18 protein-coding genes are annotated in these 25,224 nt (G+C 42.5%); 11 read left to right on the top strand and 7 right to left on the bottom strand.

Features of this window, described 5'->3' with window-relative positions; all coding sequences use genetic code 11:
* Window positions 1-5 precede the first annotated feature (5 nt).
* Window positions 6-686: a lysophospholipid acyltransferase family protein gene (locus Q9G97_RS13005; protein WP_305899151.1), complete on the top strand. Its 681-nt coding sequence runs from the start codon at window positions 6-8 to the stop codon at window positions 684-686.
* A gap of 89 nt (window positions 687-775) precedes the next feature.
* Here the strand turns inward: Q9G97_RS13005 and Q9G97_RS13000 are convergent, their stop codons facing one another.
* Entirely contained in the window at window positions 776-1,444 is a 669-nt protein-coding gene (locus Q9G97_RS13000) for an SDR family oxidoreductase (RefSeq protein ID WP_305899150.1), read from the bottom strand.
* A 281-nt stretch (window positions 1,445-1,725) separates the two neighbouring features.
* Between Q9G97_RS13000 and Q9G97_RS12995 the strand changes: the two genes are divergently transcribed.
* Window positions 1,726-3,165: a hypothetical protein gene (locus tag Q9G97_RS12995; RefSeq protein ID WP_305899149.1), complete on the top strand. Its 1,440-nt coding sequence runs from the start codon at window positions 1,726-1,728 to the stop codon at window positions 3,163-3,165.
* Window positions 3,166-3,289: 124 nt separating this feature from the next.
* Here Q9G97_RS12995 and Q9G97_RS12990 read toward each other — a convergent pair whose 3' ends face one another.
* Entirely contained in the window at window positions 3,290-4,975 is a 1,686-nt protein-coding gene (locus tag Q9G97_RS12990; RefSeq protein WP_305899148.1) for a mechanosensitive ion channel, read from the bottom strand.
* Between the two features lie 611 nt (window positions 4,976-5,586).
* Here Q9G97_RS12990 and Q9G97_RS12985 point away from each other — a divergent pair.
* Complete coding sequence (locus Q9G97_RS12985) at window positions 5,587-6,312, top strand: FKBP-type peptidyl-prolyl cis-trans isomerase (protein WP_305899147.1); 726 nt, start codon at window positions 5,587-5,589, stop codon at window positions 6,310-6,312.
* Window positions 6,313-6,409: 97 nt separating this feature from the next.
* Here the strand turns inward: Q9G97_RS12985 and argA are convergent, their stop codons facing one another.
* Window positions 6,410-7,732, bottom strand: a complete 1,323-nt coding sequence (gene argA, locus Q9G97_RS12980; protein ID WP_201570580.1) for an amino-acid N-acetyltransferase — start codon at window positions 7,730-7,732, stop codon at window positions 6,410-6,412.
* A gap of 449 nt (window positions 7,733-8,181) precedes the next feature.
* Between argA and Q9G97_RS12975 the strand changes: the two genes are divergently transcribed.
* A complete protein-coding gene (locus tag Q9G97_RS12975) occupies window positions 8,182-8,775 on the top strand; it encodes a hypothetical protein (protein ID WP_305899146.1) in 594 nt (197 codons plus the stop codon).
* A 111-nt stretch (window positions 8,776-8,886) separates the two neighbouring features.
* On the opposite strand, the gene Q9G97_RS12970 is transcribed toward Q9G97_RS12975, so the two are convergent.
* Window positions 8,887-9,849: a patatin-like phospholipase family protein gene (locus tag Q9G97_RS12970; protein WP_305899145.1), complete on the bottom strand. Its 963-nt coding sequence runs from the start codon at window positions 9,847-9,849 to the stop codon at window positions 8,887-8,889.
* A 251-nt stretch (window positions 9,850-10,100) separates the two neighbouring features.
* Between Q9G97_RS12970 and recG the strand changes: the two genes are divergently transcribed.
* Window positions 10,101-12,455 carry an ATP-dependent DNA helicase RecG gene (gene recG / locus Q9G97_RS12965; protein WP_305899144.1) on the top strand — a complete coding sequence of 785 codons (2,355 nt, stop codon included), beginning with the start codon at window positions 10,101-10,103 and terminating at the stop codon, window positions 12,453-12,455.
* A 441-nt stretch (window positions 12,456-12,896) separates the two neighbouring features.
* On the opposite strand, the gene Q9G97_RS12960 is transcribed toward recG, so the two are convergent.
* Window positions 12,897-13,061, bottom strand: coding sequence for a hypothetical protein (locus Q9G97_RS12960; RefSeq protein WP_201570575.1), 165 nt, complete (start codon window positions 13,059-13,061; stop codon window positions 12,897-12,899).
* A gap of 307 nt (window positions 13,062-13,368) precedes the next feature.
* Here Q9G97_RS12960 and Q9G97_RS12955 point away from each other — a divergent pair, with 307 nt between their 5' ends.
* Entirely contained in the window at window positions 13,369-14,736 is a 1,368-nt protein-coding gene (locus tag Q9G97_RS12955) for an FAD-binding oxidoreductase (protein ID WP_305899143.1), read from the top strand.
* Window positions 14,737-14,792: 56 nt separating this feature from the next.
* Here Q9G97_RS12955 and Q9G97_RS12950 read toward each other — a convergent pair whose 3' ends face one another.
* Window positions 14,793-15,863 carry a WG repeat-containing protein gene (locus Q9G97_RS12950; protein ID WP_201570573.1) on the bottom strand — a complete coding sequence of 357 codons (1,071 nt, stop codon included), beginning with the start codon at window positions 15,861-15,863 and terminating at the stop codon, window positions 14,793-14,795.
* A 213-nt stretch (window positions 15,864-16,076) separates the two neighbouring features.
* On the opposite strand from Q9G97_RS12950, the gene Q9G97_RS12945 reads away from it, so the two are divergent.
* From Q9G97_RS12945 to Q9G97_RS12925, 5 genes are all read left to right on the top strand, one after another.
* Window positions 16,077-17,477 (top strand): efflux RND transporter periplasmic adaptor subunit, encoded by a 1,401-nt coding sequence (locus Q9G97_RS12945; protein ID WP_305899142.1) that lies wholly within the window; start codon window positions 16,077-16,079, stop codon window positions 17,475-17,477.
* Entirely contained in the window at window positions 17,474-20,596 is a 3,123-nt protein-coding gene (locus Q9G97_RS12940; RefSeq protein ID WP_305899141.1) for an efflux RND transporter permease subunit, read from the top strand. Before Q9G97_RS12945 ends, Q9G97_RS12940 begins: the two co-directional genes overlap by 4 nt.
* Window positions 20,597-20,631: 35 nt before the next feature.
* Window positions 20,632-21,255, top strand: coding sequence for a YceI family protein (locus tag Q9G97_RS12935; protein ID WP_305899140.1), 624 nt, complete (start codon window positions 20,632-20,634; stop codon window positions 21,253-21,255).
* 92 nt (window positions 21,256-21,347) lie between these two features.
* Complete coding sequence (locus Q9G97_RS12930) at window positions 21,348-22,280, top strand: DMT family transporter (RefSeq protein ID WP_305899139.1); 933 nt, start codon at window positions 21,348-21,350, stop codon at window positions 22,278-22,280.
* Between the two features lie 283 nt (window positions 22,281-22,563).
* Window positions 22,564-23,253, top strand: coding sequence for a hypothetical protein (locus tag Q9G97_RS12925; protein WP_305899138.1), 690 nt, complete (start codon window positions 22,564-22,566; stop codon window positions 23,251-23,253).
* A 93-nt stretch (window positions 23,254-23,346) separates the two neighbouring features.
* On the opposite strand, the gene Q9G97_RS12920 is transcribed toward Q9G97_RS12925, so the two are convergent.
* The gene (locus tag Q9G97_RS12920) at window positions 23,347-24,588 is read right to left on the bottom strand and encodes an amidohydrolase family protein (protein WP_305899137.1); all 1,242 of its coding nucleotides are present in this window, start codon (window positions 24,586-24,588) and stop codon (window positions 23,347-23,349) included.
* Window positions 24,589-25,224 lie beyond the last annotated feature (636 nt).

Raw genomic sequence — 25,224 nt, 5'->3', positions numbered from 1 at the left:
CTGCTATGTTCTCTAAACCTACCGCCCGTTCTCAAGCGACTCGCTCCAAAATATTACCTAAGTTACGTAGAAAGGACTTAGGTAACCTTGTGCCTAAGCGTAATGGCACTATTGTACCGCCAATATCATCATGGCTAATGAAGGTAGCAGGGTGGCGTACGGTTGGTGAGATACCTAATATCTCGCAAGCCGTTGTCTTAGCCCTGCCGCATACTTCTAATGTTGACGGTGTTTATGCGTTGCCTAGCCTATTTGCGCTGGATATAAAGATCAGTATTATGGGTAAGCATACGCTATTCAAAGTACCTGTACTTAAGCAACTATTGACTTGGACAGGGATTATTCCTATTAACCGCAGTGTCAAAGGTTCAGTATTGCAAGCCAGTATTGATAAATTCAAAAGCGGCGAGCCGCTATTTTTAGGTTTGTCGCCTGAAGGCACGCGTGACTACACCCAAAGCTGGAAAACGGGCTTTTATTACTTAGCCGTAGGGGCTAATGTACCTATCTTGCCAGTAGCGCTTGATTATAATACTAAAGAGGTGCGTTTTTTGGCGTTGGTATATCCTACAGGTGATATCGATATCGACTTGCCAAAGATATATGAACAGTATCGTGGTGTGATACCTCGTCATCCTGAGCGTCTGTCAAAGCCGCTACAGGATATCAACAATAGTACCGATTAGATGAGGCTCTTCTCTCTGATTATTCTTGTGCTAGGCTGCTAATACCATGCCGAATAAGTTTTGATTAGTAGAAGATTTTTTATTGGTGATTATGTGTTTAAGGCACTGATACCACCGTCGATAGGCAAATTAACTCCCGTTATCATCGCAGCATCATTACTCGCCAAAAATACAATGGCATTGGTAACATCGTTAGGCGTGGCCGTTCTTCCTAACGGACAATGGCTGAGGAAAGGGTTAGAGCTAGTATCTGTTGTGACTAGACCTGCCGCGACAGCATTGATACGTACGCCACTTGCGGCATTTTTTAAAGCTAAGTCTTTTGTGGTTTTGTCAAAGTTATCTTTTTCGGCATTATAAGCATCAAGGTTCCAATCACTTGGTATATCTGTAAGTGTGGTAACATTAACGATATTACCTTTGGTCTTTATGAGTTCTGGAATGACAGACTGATGAATGCCAATTTCAGTATCTATATTGACCAGTACATCGATGTGGCCATACTTTTCGAGCACATGCTTTATCATCTCTTCGATCTGTGAAGATTCATTGACCTTGCAAGTTACAGTAAGGTGATTGCCTGTATTGATCCAAGTATGATCCTGTGGGAGATCTTTATAGATGTATTCTAATAAATCATGATTGATACCAACTAATACACAATTGGCTTCTTCTTTGGCAAATTTGAGCGCTGTTGAGCGTCCAATATCAGAATCTGCGCCAGTAATAATGACCACTTTATCGTTAAAACGTTTCATAATTTTTAATCCCTGTTATCATAAAAATTTCGTTATAGCATTAGGGTTATAAGTACCACATGATATATCAATATAACGGCTGAAATAAGCTGGTTATACAAATAAAATTTAGCAAATGGTTGTTTTAAATAGGGTTCATGTTTAATCCTATTTGTAAACTCATTTCATCATACCAAGTCATAGCTGTGAAAGCGATATAAGCCCAAGTAACACTACCGTTTATAAATAGAGGTCTTAATATTTTTTTATTTATTTTCAATTTATAACATGAGGTAAGCGCTGTGCCTGAACTGTTACCAACCGACTCCGACATTAGCAAAAAAATAAATGAGTTAGCTTGCTATGAGCAGATCGACGCTGAGCCTATTGCTGTTTTGGCAATGAGCAATTTAGAGGATAACTGCCAGCTGCAACAGTCCAGCTATTTATTGCCATCAGGAACGTTACGTTTATTAAACGGTACCTTGCATTTGCCTGCCGCGGCTAGTAAGGGCGCTATCGAAGGCGCACGCCAAGCCGTCATCAAGTCCGCACTAGCTTGGCAAAAGCGCTGTGTGCAAAAGGATGAACAAGATGAGCAGTCCTATTGCGTGCTCATCATCGATATCAGGCTCGATGATGCGCTAGCTAATACGTTCAAGACGAACAAAAAAAGCTCGCAGCAGTTAAGCCATAGCTTTGGTGCAAGCTACTTTATGGAAGAGCTCGTATTAGATATTAGTGAAACCAGCGGTGCATTACAAGTCTTTAGCTGGCAAGACTGGCAGGCGGCACTAGCGACTCTAAAGACCCCTTGTGATCTATGGCGATTTTTGAGCTATCATATCGAGCAGCTGCAAGATTCAATCATTAGAGGCATCGCAACATTTGACTCTGAAAAAAAGCTATTACAGCAGTTTAAAAATAGTACTAAATTGTTTGCCCAAGCTATCAGCGTAGATAATGCAGTCATTAGTTATGCTATTCAAGACAAGCCTAATGCTGCGCTCATCACTATGAGTTTGGCGCAAAAGCAAGGCAGTGCGACCGCGCAGATGTATCAGCAGCATATGCAACAGGCCGCTATGCTGTGGTCGCAGCTGAGCACACAGATGATTGAGCTTACTTATGAGAAGCTTGAAGGTTCTAACAACGTCAAAGCTACTAGCCTTGAGGCTAATAACAGTGATAAAGTCGCCGCTATGTCGGCTAAGCAGTGGCAGCAGCAGCTACTAGATGAGTCACTGTTTTCACGGCATGAGCTGGTGCGTACGATATATAAACACCCTAAGCAATCGGCTGTGATGATAGAGCAGGGATATGTAGTGCATCAGCACTCTTATGAGAGTCTAGGACGACACTATGTGTTAATATTCTATGGTCAAGGAGCCAATGCGCAGCAAAGTCGGCAAAAGATTCAACCTAACTTAGCCACCGTCGCCCAAGAAGTAGCCACACGCCTGCCACTAGAGGAGTTACATCACGTTATTGTGATGGGTATAGACTTTATAGGAGATGAAGAAGGTACTTTTATCGATATAGATCTATGGATTCAACCTATTGTTGCGATGACTGCCAAAGAGCGTCAGCTGACTAAGCAATTGCAGCGGTTAAGTCAGCAACAAAAACCTAAGCAGACGAGAGAGAAAAAGAGCCAAGTTAGTTCTAAGTCGACACCTAATCTTAAGCTGCCAAGCTTGAACCTTAGCCTTACTGTTCCAGCAAATATTCCTAATGATTAACATTCAAAGAGGGTTACTGGTTGTCTTAGTCAATCGTATTACGACAGCATTATTATAGTGAAAATAACACGCAAAAAAAGACAGCCTAGGCTGTCTTTTTTATATTTACGAAAAGATTTATAATTTACTTACTAGTGTCGTCAATCAGACCGCTACTAGGTAATGAGCCATTGTTAGCGTCATTATTGATGTCTACTGTATTGGTATTAAGATCACTAGTATCTACCGTGTCCGTACGCAGATCAGTAGCTGATGCACTTGGAGTCATCGAAGTACTAGGCGCTGCAGGCGTGTTATCGCTCACAGATTCTTTAACTTTTTCTTCAGTAGATTTGCTTGGTTGTAGCGCTGATTTAGCTTTTGCTTTCTTGCTTTCTTCATCCATTTTGTCTTGCATTTTGCTCAATAGACGAGCAGCAGCATCGCGACCACCTAGACCGAAAGATAGTGCGAAAGCAACGGCAACGGCGCCTAGCGTCAGACCGAAGGCTAGATTAACGATAGAATCAGCGATACCCATGGCTTTTAAGCCCATAGCCAGCACTAAGCCCATGATCAATACACGAACGATATTGGCTAAGAATTGTGAGCCTTTTTCAGAGCGCTCAACCACACCTGCAATGATATTAGCCAACCAAAAGCCGATAAATAAGATTATCGCGCCTAGGATAATGTTTGCGCCAAAAGCGATAAACATAGTGATAATAGCTGAGATTGCTTCAAAGCCTAACAGGTCAGCTGCAGCGATAGAAGCAAACAGCATGGCAAAGAAAATAATAGCGTAACCGACTAGATCAGAGATCTTTTTGTCGCCCATAGTTTCTTGCAAGCCGACTTTGGCGGGTAACTGGTTGATCTGAGTGTTTTCGATGAGACCCTTAACAATACCTGCAACCATACGCATGATGAAGTAGGTAACGACTAAGATAGCGATTGCCATAAAAATATTAGGCAAGGCTTCAACGATTTTGTTGAGCATATTGGTCGCAGGACGCGCGATAACTTCTATTTTTAAGGCTTCAAGTGCCGCTATAATCGTTGGGATGATAACTAACAAAAACGCTAATGAACCTGCAATATTAGGTAAACTGTTTTGCTCACTCAAACCTGCTTTTGAAGCAAGCTCTTGTACATTAACGGTAGAAACAAGGTTAGTAACAATACCACGGACAACTTTGGCAATGATATAACCGATGAATAGTACGATACCTGCTTTGAGGATATTAGGAATAGCGTCAAATATCTGGCTAACCATCAAGCTTAAAGGCGCGAATAAACCGTCGAGCTCTAGTTGACCTAATACCATCGTCAATACGATCAATAGGATAAACCAGTAGATGATATCAGCAATAGTACTACTCATAGGCTTAACGCCAGCTTGGGCACTTAAGCGTTCATCCATTGATGTCTTAGATAGTCCAGCGGTAACTGCTGTACGCACTACCGTTGCAACAACCCAACCAATCACACCAATAGCTATAGCAGCTACTAGATTTGGGATAAAGCTCAATACTTGACCAACCATATTAGCAAATGGTGCTGAGATAGAGTTTAAATTCAGCTGATTAAGCGCCGCTGAAATGGCAATAATAAAGATAAACCAAAAGACAACCTTAGAGATGATTCCCTCTATGTCATAAGATTTACCTGTTGATGAGTTCATACGCTGATTAACATTCACTTTAGCTAAAACATTGCGTACTACAGCAGCAATACCTAAGGCGACTAGCCAGCCAATAATGAAAATTAAAATGGCACCAATGATAGAGCCTATGGGCCCGCCAAGATAACCGTTGAATGATGTAAGCATTGGATTCGTCCTTTTTTCCTCAAATTATCATATGCTAGTAGCGAGGAGTATTACTCTTGAATTAATTAGCATATGAGTAGGGTTCTAATTGAAATTATTCTATTATCGCAAGAATACTTAACAGTTATCCTAAACTATCAAGCTTCGACCTAAGTATCATAACAGTATAATTAAGATCATAGTAAGGTTTGCCACTATTCAAATTTTGATAAAAAACAATTCATTTTAGGGTAAACAGTTGCGTAAAGTAACTCTTAAGCACTTTAACTCTCATTATCGATATTAACTAATACGTCGTGCCGTAATGATGTAAGTTATTAATAATCAAAATTATTATCGTATAACCCTAAGCTGTCTATCATAAAATGATTATATTAAGCTATTCAAATATAAGGCAGATACAGCTTAGCTGATATCATGTACTGAATAAAGATAGAAATCTTAACTTAGCATCATATTTGTGTGATAAGTTGTTATACAGATAGCTGTTAGTTACAAAGTATATACAATGATTTAATATTTTTATCTTATTAATGGTTCATAAAACCAAGATTTGTTATGATAGCCCTCAAATAATTATCCATACCTTTTTGATAACTCGAGAATATTTTATGAAAAAAATCACTACTTTAACAATCAGTGCTTTGAGCGCTGCTATTTTATTAACGACTGGCTGTAGCACTAACAATAAAGAAACGGCTGCTGCCAGTGTATCAATAACAGAACAAAGTACCGCTGAGCAAAAAGTAGGCTATAGCTTGGGCTACATGATGGCTGATGGTAATAAGGAATCTATAGCGGACTTAGATCTTGATACTTTTGAAAAAGGCTTTCGTGATGGCTATGAAGGTACTAAATCAGCCTTGACGCAAGAGCAAATGGAAAAAGTATTGACGGATTACCAAAAAGCTCAAGAAGAGAAGTTTGTAGAAGATATGGAAGCTAAAGTCGTAGAGAACAAAACAGCGGGCGCGGCATTCTTAGTGGCGAACGCTAAAAAAGAAGGTGTGATGGAAACGGCTTCAGGTTTGCAATATAAGATATTGACCGAAGGTACAGGTAAATCACCAAAAGCAACTGACGTAGTCGAAGTCAATTACGAAGGTAAACTGATCGATGGTACAGTGTTCGACAGCTCATATGAGCGCGGCGAGCCTGTTGAATTCCCATTGAATCAAGTTATCGCGGGCTGGACTGAGGGCGTACAGCTTATGAAAGAAGGTGCAAAGTATGAGTTCTATATCCCATCAGACATCGCTTATGGCGAAGCAGGAAATCAAGGTATCGAGCCTAACAGCACTTTAGTATTTGTCGTGGAATTATTAAAAGTAAAATAACCGACTTAGATTTTAGGTTAAAAAAAGCCCTCATAGTTTTTGCTATGAGGGCTTTTTAGTGGCTATTTTTTAGTGAATAACTGCTTAAAAGTGCAAGCTATAGCTTTTTCTGAAACACTTTTGAGTTGCGACCATTATAGTACTGCTGCTGGCGCGCCTCAGGTAAGCTGTCAGCATCAACCTCTGCAAAACCCTGCTCCACAAACCAATGCGCGGTACGCGTGGTCAATACAAATAGTTTGTGTAGTCCGTGGCTACGCGCTTGCTGCTCTAAAAACGCCAGCAAATCAGTACCGCGACTACCATTACGGTAATCAGGATGTACGGCGACACAAGCGATTTCTGCTGAGCTATCATCTAATGGATACAGCGCAGCGCAGCCTAAAATCATGCCGTCACGCTCAATGACACTATAACGATCAATCTCTTGCTCTAAGCGCTCGCGAGAACGTGCTACTAAAATACCTTGATCCTCTAGCGGTGCAAGCAATTCAGTCAATCCCACCACATCATCGATATCAGCATGGCGAATCTCTTCGTAAGGATCGTGACTGATCAAAGTCCCTGAACCATCGCGGGTGAACAGCTCTTCTAATAGCGCACCATTTTTGGCATAAGAGATAATGTGCGTGCGATGAACGCCTTGACGACAGGCACTACTTGCACAGTGCAAGAAATAATTTATCTCATTATTGACATCACGCTCACGTAAAAAGCGATCGACTTCATTAGGGATCATCTCATGCAGCGGGCGACCATTATCATTAATATCAGCTTCCTCTCCTAAGAAAATAAGCTTGTCCGCCTCCAAGGCTACCGCTGCGCTAAGCGCGACGTCTTCAGCTAATAAATTGAACACTTCGCCCGTCGCTGAAAAGCCCATTGATCCTAGTATCACGATATGATTATGAGCTAAGTTGTTTTTTATGGCATCGATATCGATGGAGCGTACTTCGCCCGTCATCTGGTAATCAACGCCATCACGGATGCCATAGGGGCGTGCAGTAACAAAGTTACCCGACACCGCATCGATACGTGAGCCGTACATAGGAGAGTTGGCCAAGCCCATGGATAACTGCGCCTCTATTTGCAAACGAATAGCGCCAACCGCTTGCAGAATCGGTGACATAGCAATACGCGGTGTGACTCGAATATCTCTATGTAGAGGCGAGTCAATACCGGCCTCTTGGAGGTTGTGCTCGATTTGCGGGCGCGCGCCATGTACGAGTACTAGCTTGATACCTAAACTATGCAGTAGCGCAAAGTCGTGAATAAGGGTACTAAAGTTAGGGTGCTTGACCGCCTCACCACCGAACATGATCACGAAAGTCTTGCCGCGATGGGTATTGATATAAGGTGCCGAGTTACGGAACCAATGAACGTATTCTGGGTTGATCTTAGGCATGGCGCAAGTCATCATAGTAGGGACAGTAAGTAGTAGAGAGAAAAAGGGGATAGCTGTAGTTTAACAACAACAAGTTTAACAACGACGATTTTAATAACTGTATTTTAACAGTCAGATTTTTAATGACTAGATTCTTGTCAATTATAGAATTACCATAGCAAAAATTATAGTTATGAGCTATCTTTTTATTTTAGCAAGTCGGTTATTATAGTGAGCCCTAATAGGTAGATAGTTGTTTTATACACAACCTCAACACGGGGTTAATGTGTTAAGAAAAAGTTTTTGTTATGCTAAGCGCTGTACCCTAATCTTTATGCTATATACTTGACTTTAAATCTGAATATTCTCGAATATAAATAATTTAAAACAATCGCCACTATTTCTTAATTTGTATTTTTAGTTTGTAAGACGCCGTATTTATCCTTATTGTTTTATCGATATCTTAATTAGGAATCTCAAATATCATGAAAAAAACCAATTCTTTTGCTAATCCTTTCGCCGCTTGGAGTGGTCATCGCTTATTTCATGTCGTTGCTGGTACGCTAGTTGGCGCTATGGTTGTCACTCAAGCCTCAGCTATGTTGCCAACGCCAGAGGGAGCAGCTGATCCTATAGCTATGCAAATAGCCGCTAGTAGCGCTTCAAATAACAGTGCTTCAAATGCGCAAGCAGTAAGCAGTAAAATTACGGCATCCTTGATCACTGTTGATGCTAATGGTCTGGAGTCGTTATCGCCAGTCACTAATAGTACTCGTCTGCAGTCAGGTAATGTGTTGGAGTATCATGGATATTTCACTAATAATAACGCTGATCGTGTACGTAAAATGACGGTTACGATGAGTATTCCTCAGCAAGTTGAGTTATTGGGCGGCGTAGCACCAGACTTCGCTTTTGCAAGTGTTGATAACAGCACCTTTGCGCGGATGCCATTACGTGGCCAGATGAATGGTCAAAATCAAGAGATCCCTTTACAGTTTTACAAGTCAGTGCGCTGGAATCTAGAAGGCGTGGGTCTCAATGACACGGTGATGGTTAAGTATCGTGCGCGCGTTAAATAGATAGTTTAACTGTCTTTTAATTAACGACGTTTTAAATTAACAGTGCTTTAAATTAATAATAGTTCCCAACTTTTAACATGCAGCACTATCCTTTTTTAGGGTAGTGCTTTTTTATAGCCTCGCATATTTGCTTTTGGATTTATCCGTAATCAACTGCTTAATATTAGCAATTTGTAGGGTGGTTGCTTGATTGCCCGCGGCGATTAAAGCGCGGCGCTGGCTGGTATCTAATGAGCTGATATGACTAACTTTTGGCGTAATAATGATATCGGCACGGTTCAGCTCTGTATTAGCACGCTTGCCGTTGGTGGTGTTCGTGGTTAAGTTTTGCTCTAACAAACCCCAAAAGCTGCCTAATGATTTAATATTCAACATCTGACTAGATGTCTTTGGCGCCCTGCTATCAGTAGCGGTTACATCGACAGCGATGACGATATCTGCGCCCAAGTCAAAGGCGCTATCGACGGGTACTAAGCTGACCACGCCGCCATCGATGTATTTTTTACCGATTTTTTCGGGAATGCGTGGCGAGATAAATATATTGGGCACGCTACAAGAAGCTTGTACAGCAAGTCCAGCATTACCTGTGCTAAAAACGGCTTTGGTTAAAGTGTCTCTGTCTGCTGCAATCGCGGCAAAGCTAATCGGAAAATCTTCTATAGACTGTCCCATGACATTGGTATTAATAAAATTCTTAAGCTTAATGCCTTCAATAAAACCTTGATTGGACCAAGTAAAATCAATCAGCTCATTATCAGCGGTTGTTAAGGCTAATTGCTCAAGTCGATTAGCAGTGATCCCGCTGGCATAGAGACTACCCACTAAGCTGCCAACGCTGGTACCTACTACTATGTCTGGGGTGATGCCGCTTTCTTCCAAAGCCTTAATCACACCAACATGCGCAAAACCCTTAGCCCCGCCACCGCCTAGCACTAAAGCCACGCGCGGCGCTTCTACCACTGGCGTTATAGGTATAATAGCTGGAGTCGTAGTGCTACAGGCACTCATTAGCAGAGCTGATGCACCAAATAAGCTGGTATAGACAATAGATCTAATCAAAGAGACACTCGCCATAAAAAGCCTTAGTATTAAATTTTTATTCCCAGTAGTAGCTTAGCATAATCTATTAAATTATCCGCTATTGTGATTTTGCATAATGGTTTGCTGGGCTAAAGTGCCAGCCTACACGACATTAGTGATATCTGTTTGAATTTCAACACGCCCTAGTTAAAACCCATTATTTATATAAAAGGTCATTTATTCATTCTGCAAAACTCTGTCGATATGCTAATCTAATTCTAAAAGTTATATGACTAGGACTTTCGATGCCAACACCTGCTATACAGACGATAAACACTCCCGTGGATAGTGAATCTTCAGCGCTAGACATGTCAGTCTCAGCGCTGCCTGGGGTTGGGCCAAAGGTCGCCGATCAGCTGACGCAGTTAGGTATCGTCCGTATATTTGATCTGCTGTTGCATCTGCCGCGTGGCTACGAGGATCGTAGTCGGCTGGTCTCTATAAATGATGTTGCGCATGGGCAGACGGCTCTCATTCAAGGACGCGTCGTACATGTCGATAATAAGCGCAGTGGCATGACCGTGATAATAGATGACGGTACGGGTACAGTGGGATTGCGATTCTTTAAAGTCTATCGCGGCCTTGAGCAAACTATGAGTCTGGGCACTGAGTTGCAGCTATTCGGAGAAGTCAAAGTCAGCCGTTATGGTAAACAGATACATCATCCTGAATATCAAATCATCACAGGCAATACGGCCTTCACTGATATTGGATTACAGCCGATTTATCCGACTGTAAAGGGCTTACATCAGAATAAACTACGGACGTTAATTAAATTGGCGCTACAAACCGTGCGCTCTCAAGGTCTGCCGATGACCTTGTTTACACGAGAGGATTTTGCGGTAGTCGCTGACTTGCCATTAGCGCCTTTTGAGCCTACAAAACCTGTCGTAGTTGAGGAGGATGCAGAAGATATCTTTTCGACCTTGGCGCGTCGAGTTCCTGACAATAGCTTCAACGACAGTGCCAATAACAGTGTTAGCAAAGCTAGCCCTACTATATATAACCATAGTAATACCAGTAGTCTAGCGCCTAATGCTATCAATAGCGCTATCAATAATAATGTCTATAATCTGACTATATTTGAAGCGTTAGTACTCCTCCATACTCCGCCAACTTATACTGACGCCAACCAGCAATATAAGCTGTTAACCCAGCTTACGGCCCGCAGCCATGCCGCTTGCCAGCGCTTAATCATTGAAGAGCTAACCGCGCATCAGCTCAGCCTATTGTATCGGCGTCAGCAACTGCATAAGTTTAAAGCGCCGAAATGTGCTAATAAGAGCCCATTGTCAGATCAGTTGTTTGCAGCCTTGCCGTTTGAGCTGACAGGCGCTCAGCAAAGAGTCATAAAAGATATTACCGCTGATATGGCAACCTCTATTCCGATGCTCAGGCTAATACAAGGCGATGTTGGTTCAGGTAAGACTTTGGTAGCAGCAGGAGCAGCAGGCTACGCGCTTGATAGTGGCTGGCAAGTGGCAGTCATGGCACCGACTGAGATATTAGCCGAGCAGCATTTATTGAACTTTAAGCAGTGGTTCGAGCCATTGGGTATTGGCGTGGGTTGGCTGGCAGGTAAACAAACGGCTAAGCAGCGCCGTGAATCACTTGCAGCGGTCGTAGATAATACGGTGCAAATCGTCGTTGGTACTCACGCGCTCTTTCAAGATACGGTGCAATTTGCCAAGTTGGGTTTAGTGATTATCGATGAGCAGCATCGCTTTGGGGTTGAGCAGCGGATGGCGTTGACTAATAAAGGCGTCGCTGGCAGTACGCCACATCAGCTGATCATGACCGCAACCCCAATACCACGGACGCTGGCGATGAGCGTCTATGGCGATATGGATACTTCTATCATTGATGAGCTACCACCAGGACGGACGCCTATTACTACCGTCACTATCGATCGTAACCGCCGTAACGATGTGATTGAGCGTATTGCTATTAACTGCGAAGAGGGCAGACAAGCTTATTGGGTATGCTCGTTAGTTGAGGAGTCTAGCGTGTTGGACGCGCAAGCGGCTGAGGCAACTTTCGAGGATCTTAATGAGCGCTTAGACATTCGCATTGGTCTGGTGCACGGCAAGATGAAGTCGGTCGATAAGCAAGCGATTATGCAGCAGTTCAAAGCTGGTGAGCTGGATTTATTGATTGCCACGACGGTCATCGAGGTCGGAGTCGATGTGCCCAATGCTTCCTTGATGGTCATTGAAAATGCTGAGCGTTTAGGACTTTCGCAACTGCATCAATTGCGCGGGCGCGTAGGACGTGGGCGGGCTAAGAGCTATTGCGTGCTGCTGTATCAAAAGCCACTCTCTGAGACAGGTACTGAGCGCTTGAATGTGCTACGCGATAGTACCGACGGTTTTGTAATCGCCCAAAAAGACTTAGAGCTGCGCGGACCTGGAGAGTTATTAGGTAAACGACAAACCGGTAATATTGGCTATTATCTAGCGGATCTAATCCGTGATGAGCAGCTATTCGCTATTGCGCAGCGTCTCGCCAAGCACTTGATTGCAGACAGCACTCGCAAAGCTGACGTCAGTCAATTGATCCACCGCTGGATGCCTGAGGCCAGTCGCTATACTAATGCTTAAAGAAAAGTTTAGCGATTAGCTTACGTATAATTCTTAACTATTATCTAGGGCGTGTTGAACATTCATAAATGAGCACTGCTGATAGCTACTAGTTTATCAAAGCCGTGTTCTAGTCTAAGTGAAAGTGAAAGTGAAAGTGAAAGTCGCAGGTAATGCAGATGCCTTGGTTAGCTGTTTTTAGTTAGACGGTTACAACGAATAGAGCGATTTTAGCATCAACCTGCAAGGACAGAACTCTTTTTTGCCGCTTCATTGCTAAAAATAGACGCTTAGAAAACTCGTCTTACCATTTTTATCTGCGAAGCGCCTAAAAAATAGTCACTGTCAGTGCCACGATCGAATGTTCAACACGCCCTATACTTTAAATAAAAAAAGGATAGCCAACGCTATCCTTCCCCCTACCCAAAAATCAACTTTCTAGAAAGCGTTTAAAGTAATACTTTACTTCTCTTTTTTCTTACTCTTAGATTTTTTCTCAGGTTTCTCTTTCTTTGCTTTCTTCAGATCCTTTTTAAGATCTTTAAGACGTTGCTGCTGAGTCTTGATTTCTTGCTTGGTTTCTTTAATGTCCTTTTTTACTGCTTTTACTTTCTCTTTATTAGCCATGATTGATTCCTTGTTTTATGATTTAAATATTAGGATATATCTTCATTCAAAAAAATCGAAAATTCAAAGTAGCGTAAGATCAAAGGGTTTTATTCAGTGATAATAAAGCCATGATTAAATAATGGTTTTAATAAGGCATATATAGATAGTAGCATATTGCCAAGATAACTCAAGGGTAAACTGAAGCCAATATGTAAATATTTCTTCAGATAGATTTTAGTTAATTTAAATCATCTAACAGCAGTCCTCACACTTTTTATTGTTATTATGACTATACATGTCTATATTTAAGAAAAGGAGAAGAGTCATGCTAACGGATAGTCAAGCGATGTATGAGGAGAAGTCTTTTTGGTTACGAGATTATGGTTTTTATCATCCTAATAAAGCCCTTGATAGCCATATTACAGCTGATGTTTGTATCATCGGTGGTGGCTTTAGTGGCCTTAGCACCGCTTACGAATTCAAAAAAGTTAATCCGAACGCCACCGTTGTCGTCATTGAAGCGGCTATTATTGGCTATGGGGCTAGTGGGCGTAATGGCGGTTTTAGTATGAAGCTGTTTGGATTAGAGCCTGAGGTAACGGTATGGCGCTGGGGTGAGCAAAAAACGGTTGAGGCGCATCATTATATGAGCAAAGCGGTCGCTCATGTACGCAAGCTTAACGAGGAGCATAATTTTCAAGCAGATTACAGGCACACGGGCATGTTTCGTGTTGCCTACAGTGATAGGCAACTAAAGAGGCTGGATAACACTTATGCACTATTTCAAAAGCTTGGCATCGACAGCGATATGTCTTGGTGCTCTAAAGATAGCCTAGCGGCAGAGTTTAAAACGGCTAAATTCCTTGGCGCAACTTATGAGTCCGAAACGGGACTGTTAAATCCTTGTAAACAAGTTCGAGAGCTTAAAAGAATCTGTTTGCAGCTAGGGGTTGTCATTTATGAATCTACTCCTGCAATAGACATTCAAGAATCCAAAACTATTAAAGTAACCACGCCAAAAGGTAGTATCACTAGCGAAAAGCTGGTGATCTGTACCAACGGTTATACGCGTAACTTACCTAGTGTTAATCTCAAAAGCGTCAACCTTAAAAAGCATCAGCTGCCAGTCTGGACTTATCAAATAGTCACAGAGCCGCTAACGGTGGAGCAATGGCAGTCTATCGGCTGGCAAAACAAACAAGCATTCGAGGACAACAGACAGTTGGTACATTATTTTCGACCGACCGTCGATGGACGTATTACCATGGGTGGGGGCATGGTCGATGTGGCTTATGGCAGCAATATGGATAAAGATATTAATCCAAAAGCATGGCAGCACTGCGAAAACCATCTGAAATGGCTTTATCCGCAACTCAGTGAGGTAAAAATCGCCTACAGGTGGGGCGGACCGACCTCTGTTAACATTGATATGACCCCAGAAATTGGGTTTTTGAATTCTAAAAAAATAATTTACACTTGTGGCTGCATCGGTCATGGTGTGTCGCTCACGCATCTTAATGGCAAGCTCATTGCGCAATTGCTCAGTGAGCAAAGTAGTGATCTAACTGACTTTTGGATCGTCAATCGCAAAGCTATTCGCCTGCCAGGTGATATCATTAGCTGGTGTAGCGCCAAAGCGATCAGCCAATCCTTAAAGCTGGTTGATAAGTTTGAAGAGCGTGGTCTTTATTAGCGCGACTGGTATAAACTTGCCAGCTTGCTATTTTTATATCGTAAATAAGCCTTATGTTATGGAAGAGTAAGCCTTTGACCCATTTGATCAATATAGAATTTTTCGCCATCGACGCTGACCTCCGCCACCCCACTATAAAAATATCGAGAGTCATCGAATTGATAAGGAATCACCAGCGCACCACTATGGTCTACGTAGCCCCATTTATCGTTTTTTTTGACTGCCATTAATCCTTCTTTAGAAGGATAAACCTTGTCATATTCTATCTCGGTTAGCCGCTGCCCTGAGGGTAGTATATAGCCATATTTGTCGACAATCATCACCGCCGCTACGCCTTCAAAAAACGGATCAGCGTTGTCATAGATAAAAGGCGTGAGCAGCTTACCTGAGGTATCAATTAGCGCATACTTATACGCCTTTCGAACAAAGGCTACGCCATCTTGAAATCTAGCAGCATTATCATAAATGAATGGAATGACAGGCTTGCCTTGTAGATCAATATAACCATCCTTACCATTGAGTTCAGCAGAGGCTCTATCGCTATTGTAATTGCTCAAAGAGTCGTAAATAAAAGGCACATGAATGTTATTGCTCTTATCGATCATGCCCCATTTGCCTTTTTGCTCAACGGCTGCATAGCCCTGCTTAAAGCCCTCATAGGCTACATTCTGATATTGCAGCGGAATCTGCACCTCACCTTTAGCATCAATAAATCCCCAACCGCCTGCATCAGGATTAAAGATACCGTTTGGTGGGTTTTGATTGACCGCCCCTAACCCTTCAGAGAATTCACGCGCATTATCAAATATAAAGTCGGTAACAAAGTCTCCTTGCTTATTAATATAAGCGTTCTTCTTGCTAGCAAAATCCATAACGACTGCAACTCCTTCTGAAAAAGGGTAAATCAGGTCGTACTTTGGCGGAATAATCTCCATCCCATCCGTATCAACGGCACCGTAATAAGGAACGTATCCAACAATAGCCATATCATCTTGCAGACAACCCAAATAGGTATAAGGGCCCGATTGAAATTCTGGATGCACGCAGTATTCGATTTCAGAACTACTGGCCTGTACATAGCCGCTAATAGCCAATGTGCTGATAATTAATAGTTTAGAAAAATGCATTAATGATCCTTATTTGTAGATGTCTAACAGACCGTACTACTATACCGTATTATCCTAGTGACTCTGCAAGTCTCAGCAACTTTCACAATAGCCCATTAAATAAAGTATAATTGCTAGTTGTTGTTATCTATCAGTTTTTTATTGCCTTTGATTCAGTGATTAGCCTTGTTCGAATGCCTACCTTTAGTTATCAGACAGATATAGAGATTGATTATGAGTGACCTTCCAGATTCTAGTGATAAGCCTACGCCGCAACCCCTAGTCGAGTCCGAGCCGATGCTTAAGTCAGTGCCAGTATCTGAGACTCAGCTGCCGCCATATCGTCAAGCAGACTCAAGCTCGCCTGCGACTAAGCTACCAGTCTGGTTAATTCCAGTACTAATCGCTGTGCTTATTGGCGGAGTGCTTCTAGGCAAATACTGGGGCGCTAATAGTGCTGATACTGATGCGCAAGAAGTCGCTACTAATGTACAGACTAATGATAAAAATGGTGAGGTTATTGATACAGAGCAAACAGTACTATCAGTCGAAACTGTGATGCCAAGCCAAGATAATATCGGCAATACTTTGAGCGCTGACGGGACGATTAGCGCGAAAGACACTGCCAATATCAGTGCCAAAGTGAGTGGTGTGGCGATTGAGCAAGTCTTAGTTGAAGAGGGTCAGCGGGTTAAGGCAGGTCAAGTGCTCGCCATCTTTGATACTGATGCGGTACAGCAGCAAATTCTGCAAGCAGAGGCCGACGAAGCAGAAGCACAAGCCACCCTTGCTAATGCCAAAGCAGATGCTGCAAGAGTGCTACCTCTTATAGACATTGATGCGATCAGCCGTCAAGAAGCAGATCGTTATCGTACCTCAGAGCTACGAGCGCGAGCGGCCTTGCAATCGGCTAGAGCACGGCTCAGTAGCCAGCGTTTAAGCTTATCTAATGCCACAGTGACTGCGCCTGTCAGCGGTATTATCAGTGAAAAGCTAATCGAAGTTGGGCAAGTAGCAGGCGGTGAGCCATTATTTACTATTATCAAAAATGGCACCTTAGAATGGCAAGCGGACATCGATCCCAAGCTCATTGGTGAGGTAAAAGTAGGTACGCCCGTCAAAGTGAGCCTATCGCAAGGACAGTCAGTAATGGGAGAGGTGCGCCGTATCGCACCAACCGCCAGTGACAATCGTCAAATTACTATTTATGCCAGTCTCGCTAGTAGTAGTAATGCTCGAGCTGGCATGTATCAAACGGGCGAGTTCTTATTAGGTAGCGTCAGTATGCAAATGGTGCCTAATAGTGCGATTATCAGTAATGATGGTTACGACTATGTGATGCTAGTGACTGATATCAAAACCACTAATGACAAAACCGTCGGGCGCGTCAAACGTGAGCGTGTGCAGCTAGGCGCGCGCTTCGGTGAAAATGTTGCGATTGCAGAGCCGTTACCAGCAGATAGTCGCTTAGTAAAGCAAGGTGGTAGCTTCTTAAATGAAGGCGATCTTGTACGTGTGGTCGAGAGTAGTACTAATAGCGAAACCAACACTAATGCTAGCGCCGTAGCTCAAGCAACAAACTCAACGGCCTCAGTACGAAAATCAGTACAGAAATCAGCGCAGGCATCCTCATGAGTATGAATGCGTCGGCTTATTCGATTCGAAATCCGCTAGTCGCTATTCTTTTATTCGTGCTCTTAACCATGGGTGGAATATACGGTTTTGGGAAGATGAAAGTGCAGGAATTTCCTGATATTGATTTCCCGTCTGTAGTAGTGACCGTAACCTTACCTGGTGCTGATCCCGTACAACTAGAAAACGACGTCGCCAAAAAGATTGAAAACAAGTTAACCAGTATCAATGGTATCGATCATATTCGTACCACCGTACAAACAGGCGCGGTAACGATTGTTTCTGAATTCGTGTTAGAAAAAGATATTCAAGAAGCGCTCGATGATATCCGCTCCGCAGTCGATGAGATTCGTGGCGATCTACCAGCTGCTGCCAATGATCCGATTATTACTAAAGTCTCGACCTCAGGGTTTCCAGTAGTGACCTATTCAGTTGCTGCGGACAATATGAGCGTTGAGGATTTGTCGTGGTTCGTCGATGATACGATTACCAAGCGTCTATCGGATATACCTGGCGTTGGTTCGGTTAATCGTATCGGTGGGTTGCAGCGTGAGATTAGAATTGCAGCAGACCCTATCGTGCTCAGTGGATTACAGCTCTCTATCGTGCAGCTATCGCAGCAGATAGCAGGTATTCAGCAAGATGGTGCGGGCGGGGAGGCTGAAGTCGGTAATGCGACGCAAACTATCAGAGTATTGGGTGCAGTTGAGCGCGCTAACGAGTTGAACAATTTACAGATTGCCGTACCGATAGGCGGGACACAAGCGCTAGGACGTATGGCAACCATCACCGATGCTCCGGCTGATCGTAGTTCAGTGGCTAAGTTAAATGAGCAAACCGTAGTGGCCTTCAACATTGTACGCTCGCGTGGTAATGGTGAAGTTGAAGTAGCAGAACGGGTCGATGCCGAGCTTGCCAAACTCAGTAGTGAGATGAGTAGTATTACTATAGAAAAGGTCTATGACCGCGCCGTACCAGTAGCAGAGGATTATAAAGCGTCGCTCACTATGCTGATCGAAGGAGGTATCTTAGCCGTCATCGTGGTCTTTTTATTCCTGCGTAATATTCGTGCAACCATCGTCACTGCCGTTGCGTTACCACTGTCCATTATTCCTACCTTTTTAGGGATGTACTTATTCGACTTTAGCCTTAATATTATTACTCTACTAGCTTTATCGTTAGTCGTTGGCGTATTAGTTGATGACGCTATCGTTGAGGTTGAAAACATTATTCGCCATTTACGAATGGGCAAAACACCTTATGAAGCGGCGATGGAAGCGGCTGATGAGATTGGCTTAGCAGTAGTGGCTACGACCTTTACGCTGGTCGCAGTATTTTTACCAACGGCCTTTATGGGCGGTGTTGTCGGTCAGTTCTTCCGTCAATTTGGTTGGACGGCTGCTATCTCAATCGTGATGTCTTTGCTAGTCGCACGTCTGATAACGCCGATGATGGCGGCTTATATATTGCGGCCTGAAAAGCATCGAGTCGAAAAGCAAAGTAGAGTCATGACAGGCTATCTTAAAGTGGTTTCGTGGACACTGAGTCATCGCTGGATAACCATGGGCACAACGCTGCTGTTATTTGTCGGTTCACTAAGCTTAGCAGGACTATTGCCGACGGCGTTTATTCCAGATGACAATGGCAATCAGACGCGCGTATCGATAGAGCTGACGCCTGATGCTGAGCTGGCTGATACTGAGCGCGTCGCTGAAATGGCTAGTAGCCGTATCTTGGCAATGCCTGAGGTTAGCAACATTTTTACCTCTGTTGGAGAGGCACAAGCCACTATGGAGGCAGGCTCTAGCGGCGGTAGCAAAGCCAAAAACATTGCCAATCTAGATATCGTGCTCGTAGCGAGAGATGAACGCGCTTTCAAAAAATCGATAGAACGTGAAATCAGTGCTTTGATGGAAGAGGTGCCTGGTGCGCGCTTTACCGTTGGTATAGGCAGTGGCGGCGGTAGTGGCTATAACTTCTCTTTAACCAGTAGTAGTCCAGAGATTTTGGAGCAAACCGCTCAGAAAATTATGACCGAGGTGCGTGCGCTACCAGCCGCAGGAGCGGTCACTAGCGATCGAAGCTTACCTAGACCGGAGCTGACGGTCATTCCCGATCGATTAGCCATGGCTGACAAAGGCGTGACGACGCAAGATATCGCCTCAACGCTACGCATAGCGACAGTTGGCGATTATGAGCAGCGTCTCTCCAAGCTCAATCTCGATACGCGTCAGATACCTATCGTGGTGCGTCTACCTGATGTCGCCAAACAAAACGTTACGCAGCTAGAAGGCTTATACGTGCTCAATAGTCGTCCGACAAGCGAAGGCGTGCGTCTCGGTGAAGTCGCTGATTTAGATTTTGGTACAGGGCCTGCGCAGATCAAACGCCTAGATCGTGAACGAGCTATTAGTGTCACGGTGCAACCTGCGGATGGTGAGCTTGGTGAGTTAGTAGAAGCGGTCAAACAGACTCCTACGATGCAGAATTTACCATCAACAATCAGTATCGTTGAACAAGGTCAAGCTGAGAACATGGCTGATCTATTTAGTGGCTTCATTATCGCGATGTCGGTTGGTATTGTTTGTATTTTAGGGGTGCTTATTTTACTTTTTGGCAAATTATTGCAGCCTTTTACTATTTTGATGGCGCTACCACTATCGATTGGTGGTGCGCTTGCAGGTCTAGTTATCACGGGCAGCAGCCTATCGATGCCATCGATGATTGGCTTTATTATGCTAATGGGTATCGCGACCAAAAACTCAATTCTGCTCGTTGACTACGCTATCATCGCGCAAAATCGTGGGCTTGCACGTCTCGACGCTATTATTGATGCTTGTCGCAAGCGTGCGCGGCCGATTATTATGACCACAATTGCTATGGGCGCTGGTATGTTGCCACTAGTGTTCGGTTGGGGTGACGCTGATCCGACTTTCCGTCGTCCGATGGCGGCAGCGGTATTAGGTGGTTTAGTAACGTCAACGTTGCTTAGTCTAGTGGTTATTCCTGTGGTTTATACCTTGATGGATGATGTGTCAGGATTTTTTACTAAGTTGCTAATGCCGCAGGATAAAAGTAAAAAGCAAGCGACTGATAGTCCATCTGTTGATAACACTAATTAACGCTACAGAAATTAATACTACAAAGGAGTGTTGTCATGAGTCATTTTTTATCGAACGTCGCCGCGCATTATAAGAAGCCATTGCTCAGCATAGCACTATTAGCAGGATTGATCGGTAGTACACACGCTACCACTTATCTAATTGTGCCTGATAATAGCAATGCGCGCTTTGAAATTGATCATTTCAATACTTCAACCAATACGGGTGGTTTTTACAATATAACAGGTCAACTGCAATATGACCCTGATGCTAAAATAGGTAATATCTCAGTTGTCATTCCAGTAAATAGCTTAAACACGGGCAATAAAGCTTTTGATAATGTGCTTATTAGTCCTGACTTTTTTGATGCTGACAAATATCCGCTGATTTCTTTTGAATCCACTAACTGGCACTTTGTAGATACTAATGCTAATGGTGTGGGAGTTGGCGATGTGGTAAAAGTCGATGGTAATTTGACCATGCACGGTAGCACTCATCCTGTCACTCTAAGTGCTACTAAGTTTAACTGTTACTTTAGCTTTATTGCCAAAAGCCAAGTCTGTGGTGGTGATTTTACCACCACTATTGACCGCCGAAAATGGGATATCAGCAAATATACTTTGCTTGGTATTACCGAAATGGTCAAATTAAAAATTCAAATCGAAGCGGCAAAACAGTAAGTGTTTACCGTATAACTATTTACCCTATGGAAAAGGCCAAAACTTAACCTAAGTTTTGGCCTTTTTAATCATTAAGACAGGTGAGCGCAGCTATGCAACATAAGATATCTAATCGTAAAAATACTTGGCTGATTCCGTTCGCTTGTCTATTAGTCGGTGGTGTGTTTTTAGGAATATCTACTAATCTTGCCAAATTCGCTATTGAAATTGGTTTGACGCCATTGGGTTATTTATTTTGGTCAATAGCAGGGGCGGCGCTAATTTTGCAGATTGTTGCTTTGATACAACGAGATACTCTACCCTTAAATAGCCGAAATCTAGAATATTATGTCATCGCTGCATTAGTTAGTGTTGCAGGCTCTAATCTGATTTTTTTCTCAGCGATTCCTCATGTCGGGGCGGGTTTTGTCGCGCTGATTATTGCGCTACCTCCTTTATTAACCTATTTGGGCGCTTTATTACTCAGTATTGAGCGCTTTGATAAATGGCGCGCTCTTGGGGTAGCCGCAGCCTTAGCGGGCGCTGGGGTGTTAGCCGCTCGTAAATTTGCAGCGCCTGATGCTAGTCTGTTTTGGATAGTGCTAGCACTTTGTGGGCCTGTACTGCTCGCTATAGGTAATATATATCGCTCACTGCGCTGGCCTGCTGACGCTTCTGCTATCGCCTTAGCCCCTGGAATGCTGATTGCCGCCGCTTTAATGTTAGCAGCAGTCACTTTGCTACCAAGTTTCTCACTGACTATTCCATTTAACCAAGCTCAACCCGTAATACTAATCACAGTACAGGCTTGTATATTTGCCGCGCAGTTCTTATTACTATTCTTATTACAAAAGACAGGCGGACCAGTATTGCTTAGCTTACTTGGTGCAATTGGTGCCGTCGTTGGCGTCCCTGTTGCGGTATTTTTGCAAGGAGAGGCACCACCAGAAGGGCTGATATTAGGAGCTTCTTTGATTGCGCTGGGTGTGGCTTTAGTGACTTGGGGTGGGGTTAGAATGGCAAAACCTATTAGTGATAAACTTTAAAATACTTCACTGTTTCTGAAAAGTACTTTTATTGATACAAATAATATTTACCTCAAAATAGATGACCTTTATCATTTCATATAAGTGATAAAGGTCTTTTTATTGATAGATAATTAGTAAAGCATGTACATTATATTCGATTTTTTGAATATAAAGCTGTAGCTTAAACAGTAAGTAGTTATTTTTAATAAATTATTTATCGATTGATCACCTAAAAGCGTGGCCTAATGAGTTCACTAGGACAGGGAAGTTGTAGAAAAAATTTATTAACTAGGAGAATATTATGAGAGATGCCAAGATTAAAAATGAGGATAAAAAGGCCATCGCTGCTGAACAGGAACAAAAACAAATTACGAGTATCCAAGAAATCTATGAAGATAAAAAGCTAAGTGAAATGAAAGATATGCGGTTTGATTTTTGTGGTCTTATCGGCAACTCTATAAATAACTATTTAAATTACCTCAAAGAGCAAAAGTTAAATACCCTAGAGCACTGTAATGGAAAAGATCAATCTTGTTCTTGCATTGGACCTGATGGAGGCAAATGCAAACAAGTTCGATTACCTAATTTCGAGCCTTGCGTATCTATAGCATGGGGCGATAGCGACTGCGCCTGTTTTGAGACGGACGATGTTGAAGTTGCGATGATCTCAATCTGTAATTGCTACTCAAACATTACTTTTAGCAATGTGCGTATCTCATACCTTTACGTCACTATGGCTGACGGCTCGCCTGTACCCCTGATGCCTGATGGTACGCCTTCGGTACAAGTCATACCTGTAGGACCTATATGCTTTGGCGATGTAGGACCTTGTATAGAGGGCGGCAATAACTGCGTATCACGAGAGATCGTCATACGGACTCGTGGCGCAAAAAGTGGTAAGTATAGAATCAATGTGGTCGGAATTTGCTATGAAGTGGTGCTCAAGCAACTTCATAATACTTGTCTAGAGTTAGAGCTATGTAAGGACTGATACGATAGAGTGTTATGGTAAAAACATAGTCCCACAAAAAAGCGCAGTCAAAATAGGACTGCGCTTTTTGCATTCAGTGGTTTTAAAATAACTTTACTCAAAGCAAATATAGGCAGCCTCATTACAAAAGGTCTGCTTGCCATTCTTAAATCCTGCTAAAGCTTGCGAGTTGGTTCTAATAGCCTCAATAGCATCTTTTGCTTCTATAACGACTAAAGTTGCTGGCACTCCTACCTTTATTTCAGTCTCAAAAGATAATAGCTTAGCTGCATTTTTAGTAATCATTGCAAAAGCGTCTTTCATTTCATCGTCAGTCGATAGCTGAGCGATATTGACATACATATTAGCCATACGAATTAATGAAGCATCACCGAAAGGCGTAAAAGCATTTAAAATATTATTACTAGAGATGGTCGTATTGATACCCAGATCGGCAAATTGATTGGCGTTGACTGTGCCTCTAGGAATGAGCTTCTCATAGTCACTACCATTAATATAAATATCAGTGGCTGGCAAGACGATCAAGGTGATGTCTGCCTGCTTCAATAGTCCTGCCATCTCGCCACGTTTCATATTATCCATTGCCGCAAGCTTAGTCACATGACCGATAGAGACGCGACCTTGATAATTACGCTTGATCGTCTCCTCAGCTACTTTTGGAATAGTTGAACCCTCAGGATCTAAGTCAAAGTCTAAATGAAAATCCACATCAACATCGAATTGTTCAGCGATATCAAATATCATCTCGATGTGCTCATCAGGATTATCATCTTTATAAGGACAGCCACCGATCAGATCAGCACCTTCTGCTAGGGCTTGTTTGAGTAGTTTTTGAGTTAGAGGCTTAGTGGTTAGTCCTGATTGCGCAAAGGCACAAAGCTCTATATCAATAGCAAAGGCATACTTTTTTTGCACTCTCTTTAGTGCTACAAAACTACGCATCTCTGTTTTTTCGTCAGTCTCAACGAAGCTACGCAGCCCGACGGTGCCCTTCTTGATAGCCATCTCTACCACTTTTGAGGCCCGTTCAAAGACGTCATCTTCTGTGAAATCTTCTTTTGCATTACCCGTTTCATCAACTGCTTCTTTTAAAGTACCTTCAGTGACGCTACAGCGATCTAGAATACAGGCTTTGTCCAGATGAATATGGCTTTCATAAAATCCTGTGCAGACAAAGTGACCTTTAGCATCATAAATTTTAGAAGCAGTTGTTTCGCTATCATCAGCTCTATCTCTGGAGTCTGCAATGTCAGTGATCACTGCCTCTTTTACGTGGATATCGACTAAGTGCTCTCGTCCTGCTAGTTGGGCATTTTTTATAATTAAATCGGTCATTGTTGTTCTATCCATAATAGTTAGCGGTTATCAGTGATAGATAACAGGTTAAAAACTCAGTCCTCAATTTAACAATATAAGTCTCAGCTATCTGTAGGTTTCTATTGTAAGAGCTGTATAGATTTCACACATAAATACGGGGTATTTTTGCTCAATTTCATCTCAAAACCGTGTTATCGCCATTGAACAATAGCAGGATTTTATTTGAAATACGTCCATTTGATATTTTTATCTAACAATTCAATTACCTACCAACTTTATACCAGCATATTGAACAGTAGTCAGTGACTCAGAAAAGGAATGTTATTTCTATTAAATTGAATCGTAAAGTATTGATATTTTAGCTAAATGCATGTTTGTAATAATGTTTACTATTTTTTTTAACAGTCTTACAAGCATGATGCTACAAAAAAATTATAAAAACAGTTAAATGTTTCTAATAAATAGATCTTTTACTCTACAGTGATTCGATCATCAGGCAGCATAAAAATAAGCCCACCCACAATAGGATGTTTTTATAATTTAAAAGACAATTGTTTATAAATTAAGTCAGTAATAGTCAAAATGAGTAAAATTTTAAGCTTGCGACTATCTATTCATATTTTAATTAGACAAGCGGTATTAAATCTCATATGG

It is taken from the genome of Psychrobacter sp. M13, assembly GCF_030718935.1.
Lineage (GTDB): Bacteria > Pseudomonadota > Gammaproteobacteria > Pseudomonadales > Moraxellaceae > Psychrobacter > Psychrobacter immobilis_G.
This window is presented reverse-complemented; position numbering and strand designations above follow the sequence as displayed.

Excerpts from the sequence above, each read along its gene's own strand:
- Q9G97_RS13005 (WP_305899151.1), top strand. The coding sequence starts at position 6 with ATGTTCTCTAAACCTACCGCCCGTTCTCAAGCGACTCGCTCCAAAATA.
- Q9G97_RS13000 (WP_305899150.1), bottom strand. The coding sequence starts at position 1,444 with ATGAAACGTTTTAACGATAAAGTGGTCATTATTACTGGCGCAGATTCT.
- Q9G97_RS12990 (WP_305899148.1), bottom strand. The coding sequence starts at position 4,975 with ATGCTTACATCATTCAACGGTTATCTTGGCGGGCCCATAGGCTCTATC.
- Q9G97_RS12985 (WP_305899147.1), top strand. The coding sequence starts at position 5,587 with ATGAAAAAAATCACTACTTTAACAATCAGTGCTTTGAGCGCTGCTATT.
- argA (WP_201570580.1), bottom strand. The coding sequence starts at position 7,732 with ATGATGACTTGCGCCATGCCTAAGATCAACCCAGAATACGTTCATTGG.
- Q9G97_RS12975 (WP_305899146.1), top strand. The coding sequence starts at position 8,182 with ATGAAAAAAACCAATTCTTTTGCTAATCCTTTCGCCGCTTGGAGTGGT.
- Q9G97_RS12970 (WP_305899145.1), bottom strand. The coding sequence starts at position 9,849 with ATGGCGAGTGTCTCTTTGATTAGATCTATTGTCTATACCAGCTTATTT.
- recG (WP_305899144.1), top strand. The coding sequence starts at position 10,101 with ATGCCAACACCTGCTATACAGACGATAAACACTCCCGTGGATAGTGAA.
- Q9G97_RS12960 (WP_201570575.1), bottom strand. The coding sequence starts at position 13,061 with ATGGCTAATAAAGAGAAAGTAAAAGCAGTAAAAAAGGACATTAAAGAA.
- Q9G97_RS12955 (WP_305899143.1), top strand. The coding sequence starts at position 13,369 with ATGCTAACGGATAGTCAAGCGATGTATGAGGAGAAGTCTTTTTGGTTA.
- Q9G97_RS12950 (WP_201570573.1), bottom strand. The coding sequence starts at position 15,863 with ATGCATTTTTCTAAACTATTAATTATCAGCACATTGGCTATTAGCGGC.
- Q9G97_RS12945 (WP_305899142.1), top strand. The coding sequence starts at position 16,077 with ATGAGTGACCTTCCAGATTCTAGTGATAAGCCTACGCCGCAACCCCTA.
- Q9G97_RS12940 (WP_305899141.1), top strand. The coding sequence starts at position 17,474 with ATGAGTATGAATGCGTCGGCTTATTCGATTCGAAATCCGCTAGTCGCT.
- Q9G97_RS12935 (WP_305899140.1), top strand. The coding sequence starts at position 20,632 with ATGAGTCATTTTTTATCGAACGTCGCCGCGCATTATAAGAAGCCATTG.
- Q9G97_RS12930 (WP_305899139.1), top strand. The coding sequence starts at position 21,348 with ATGCAACATAAGATATCTAATCGTAAAAATACTTGGCTGATTCCGTTC.
- Q9G97_RS12925 (WP_305899138.1), top strand. The coding sequence starts at position 22,564 with ATGAGAGATGCCAAGATTAAAAATGAGGATAAAAAGGCCATCGCTGCT.
- Q9G97_RS12920 (WP_305899137.1), bottom strand. The coding sequence starts at position 24,588 with ATGACCGATTTAATTATAAAAAATGCCCAACTAGCAGGACGAGAGCAC.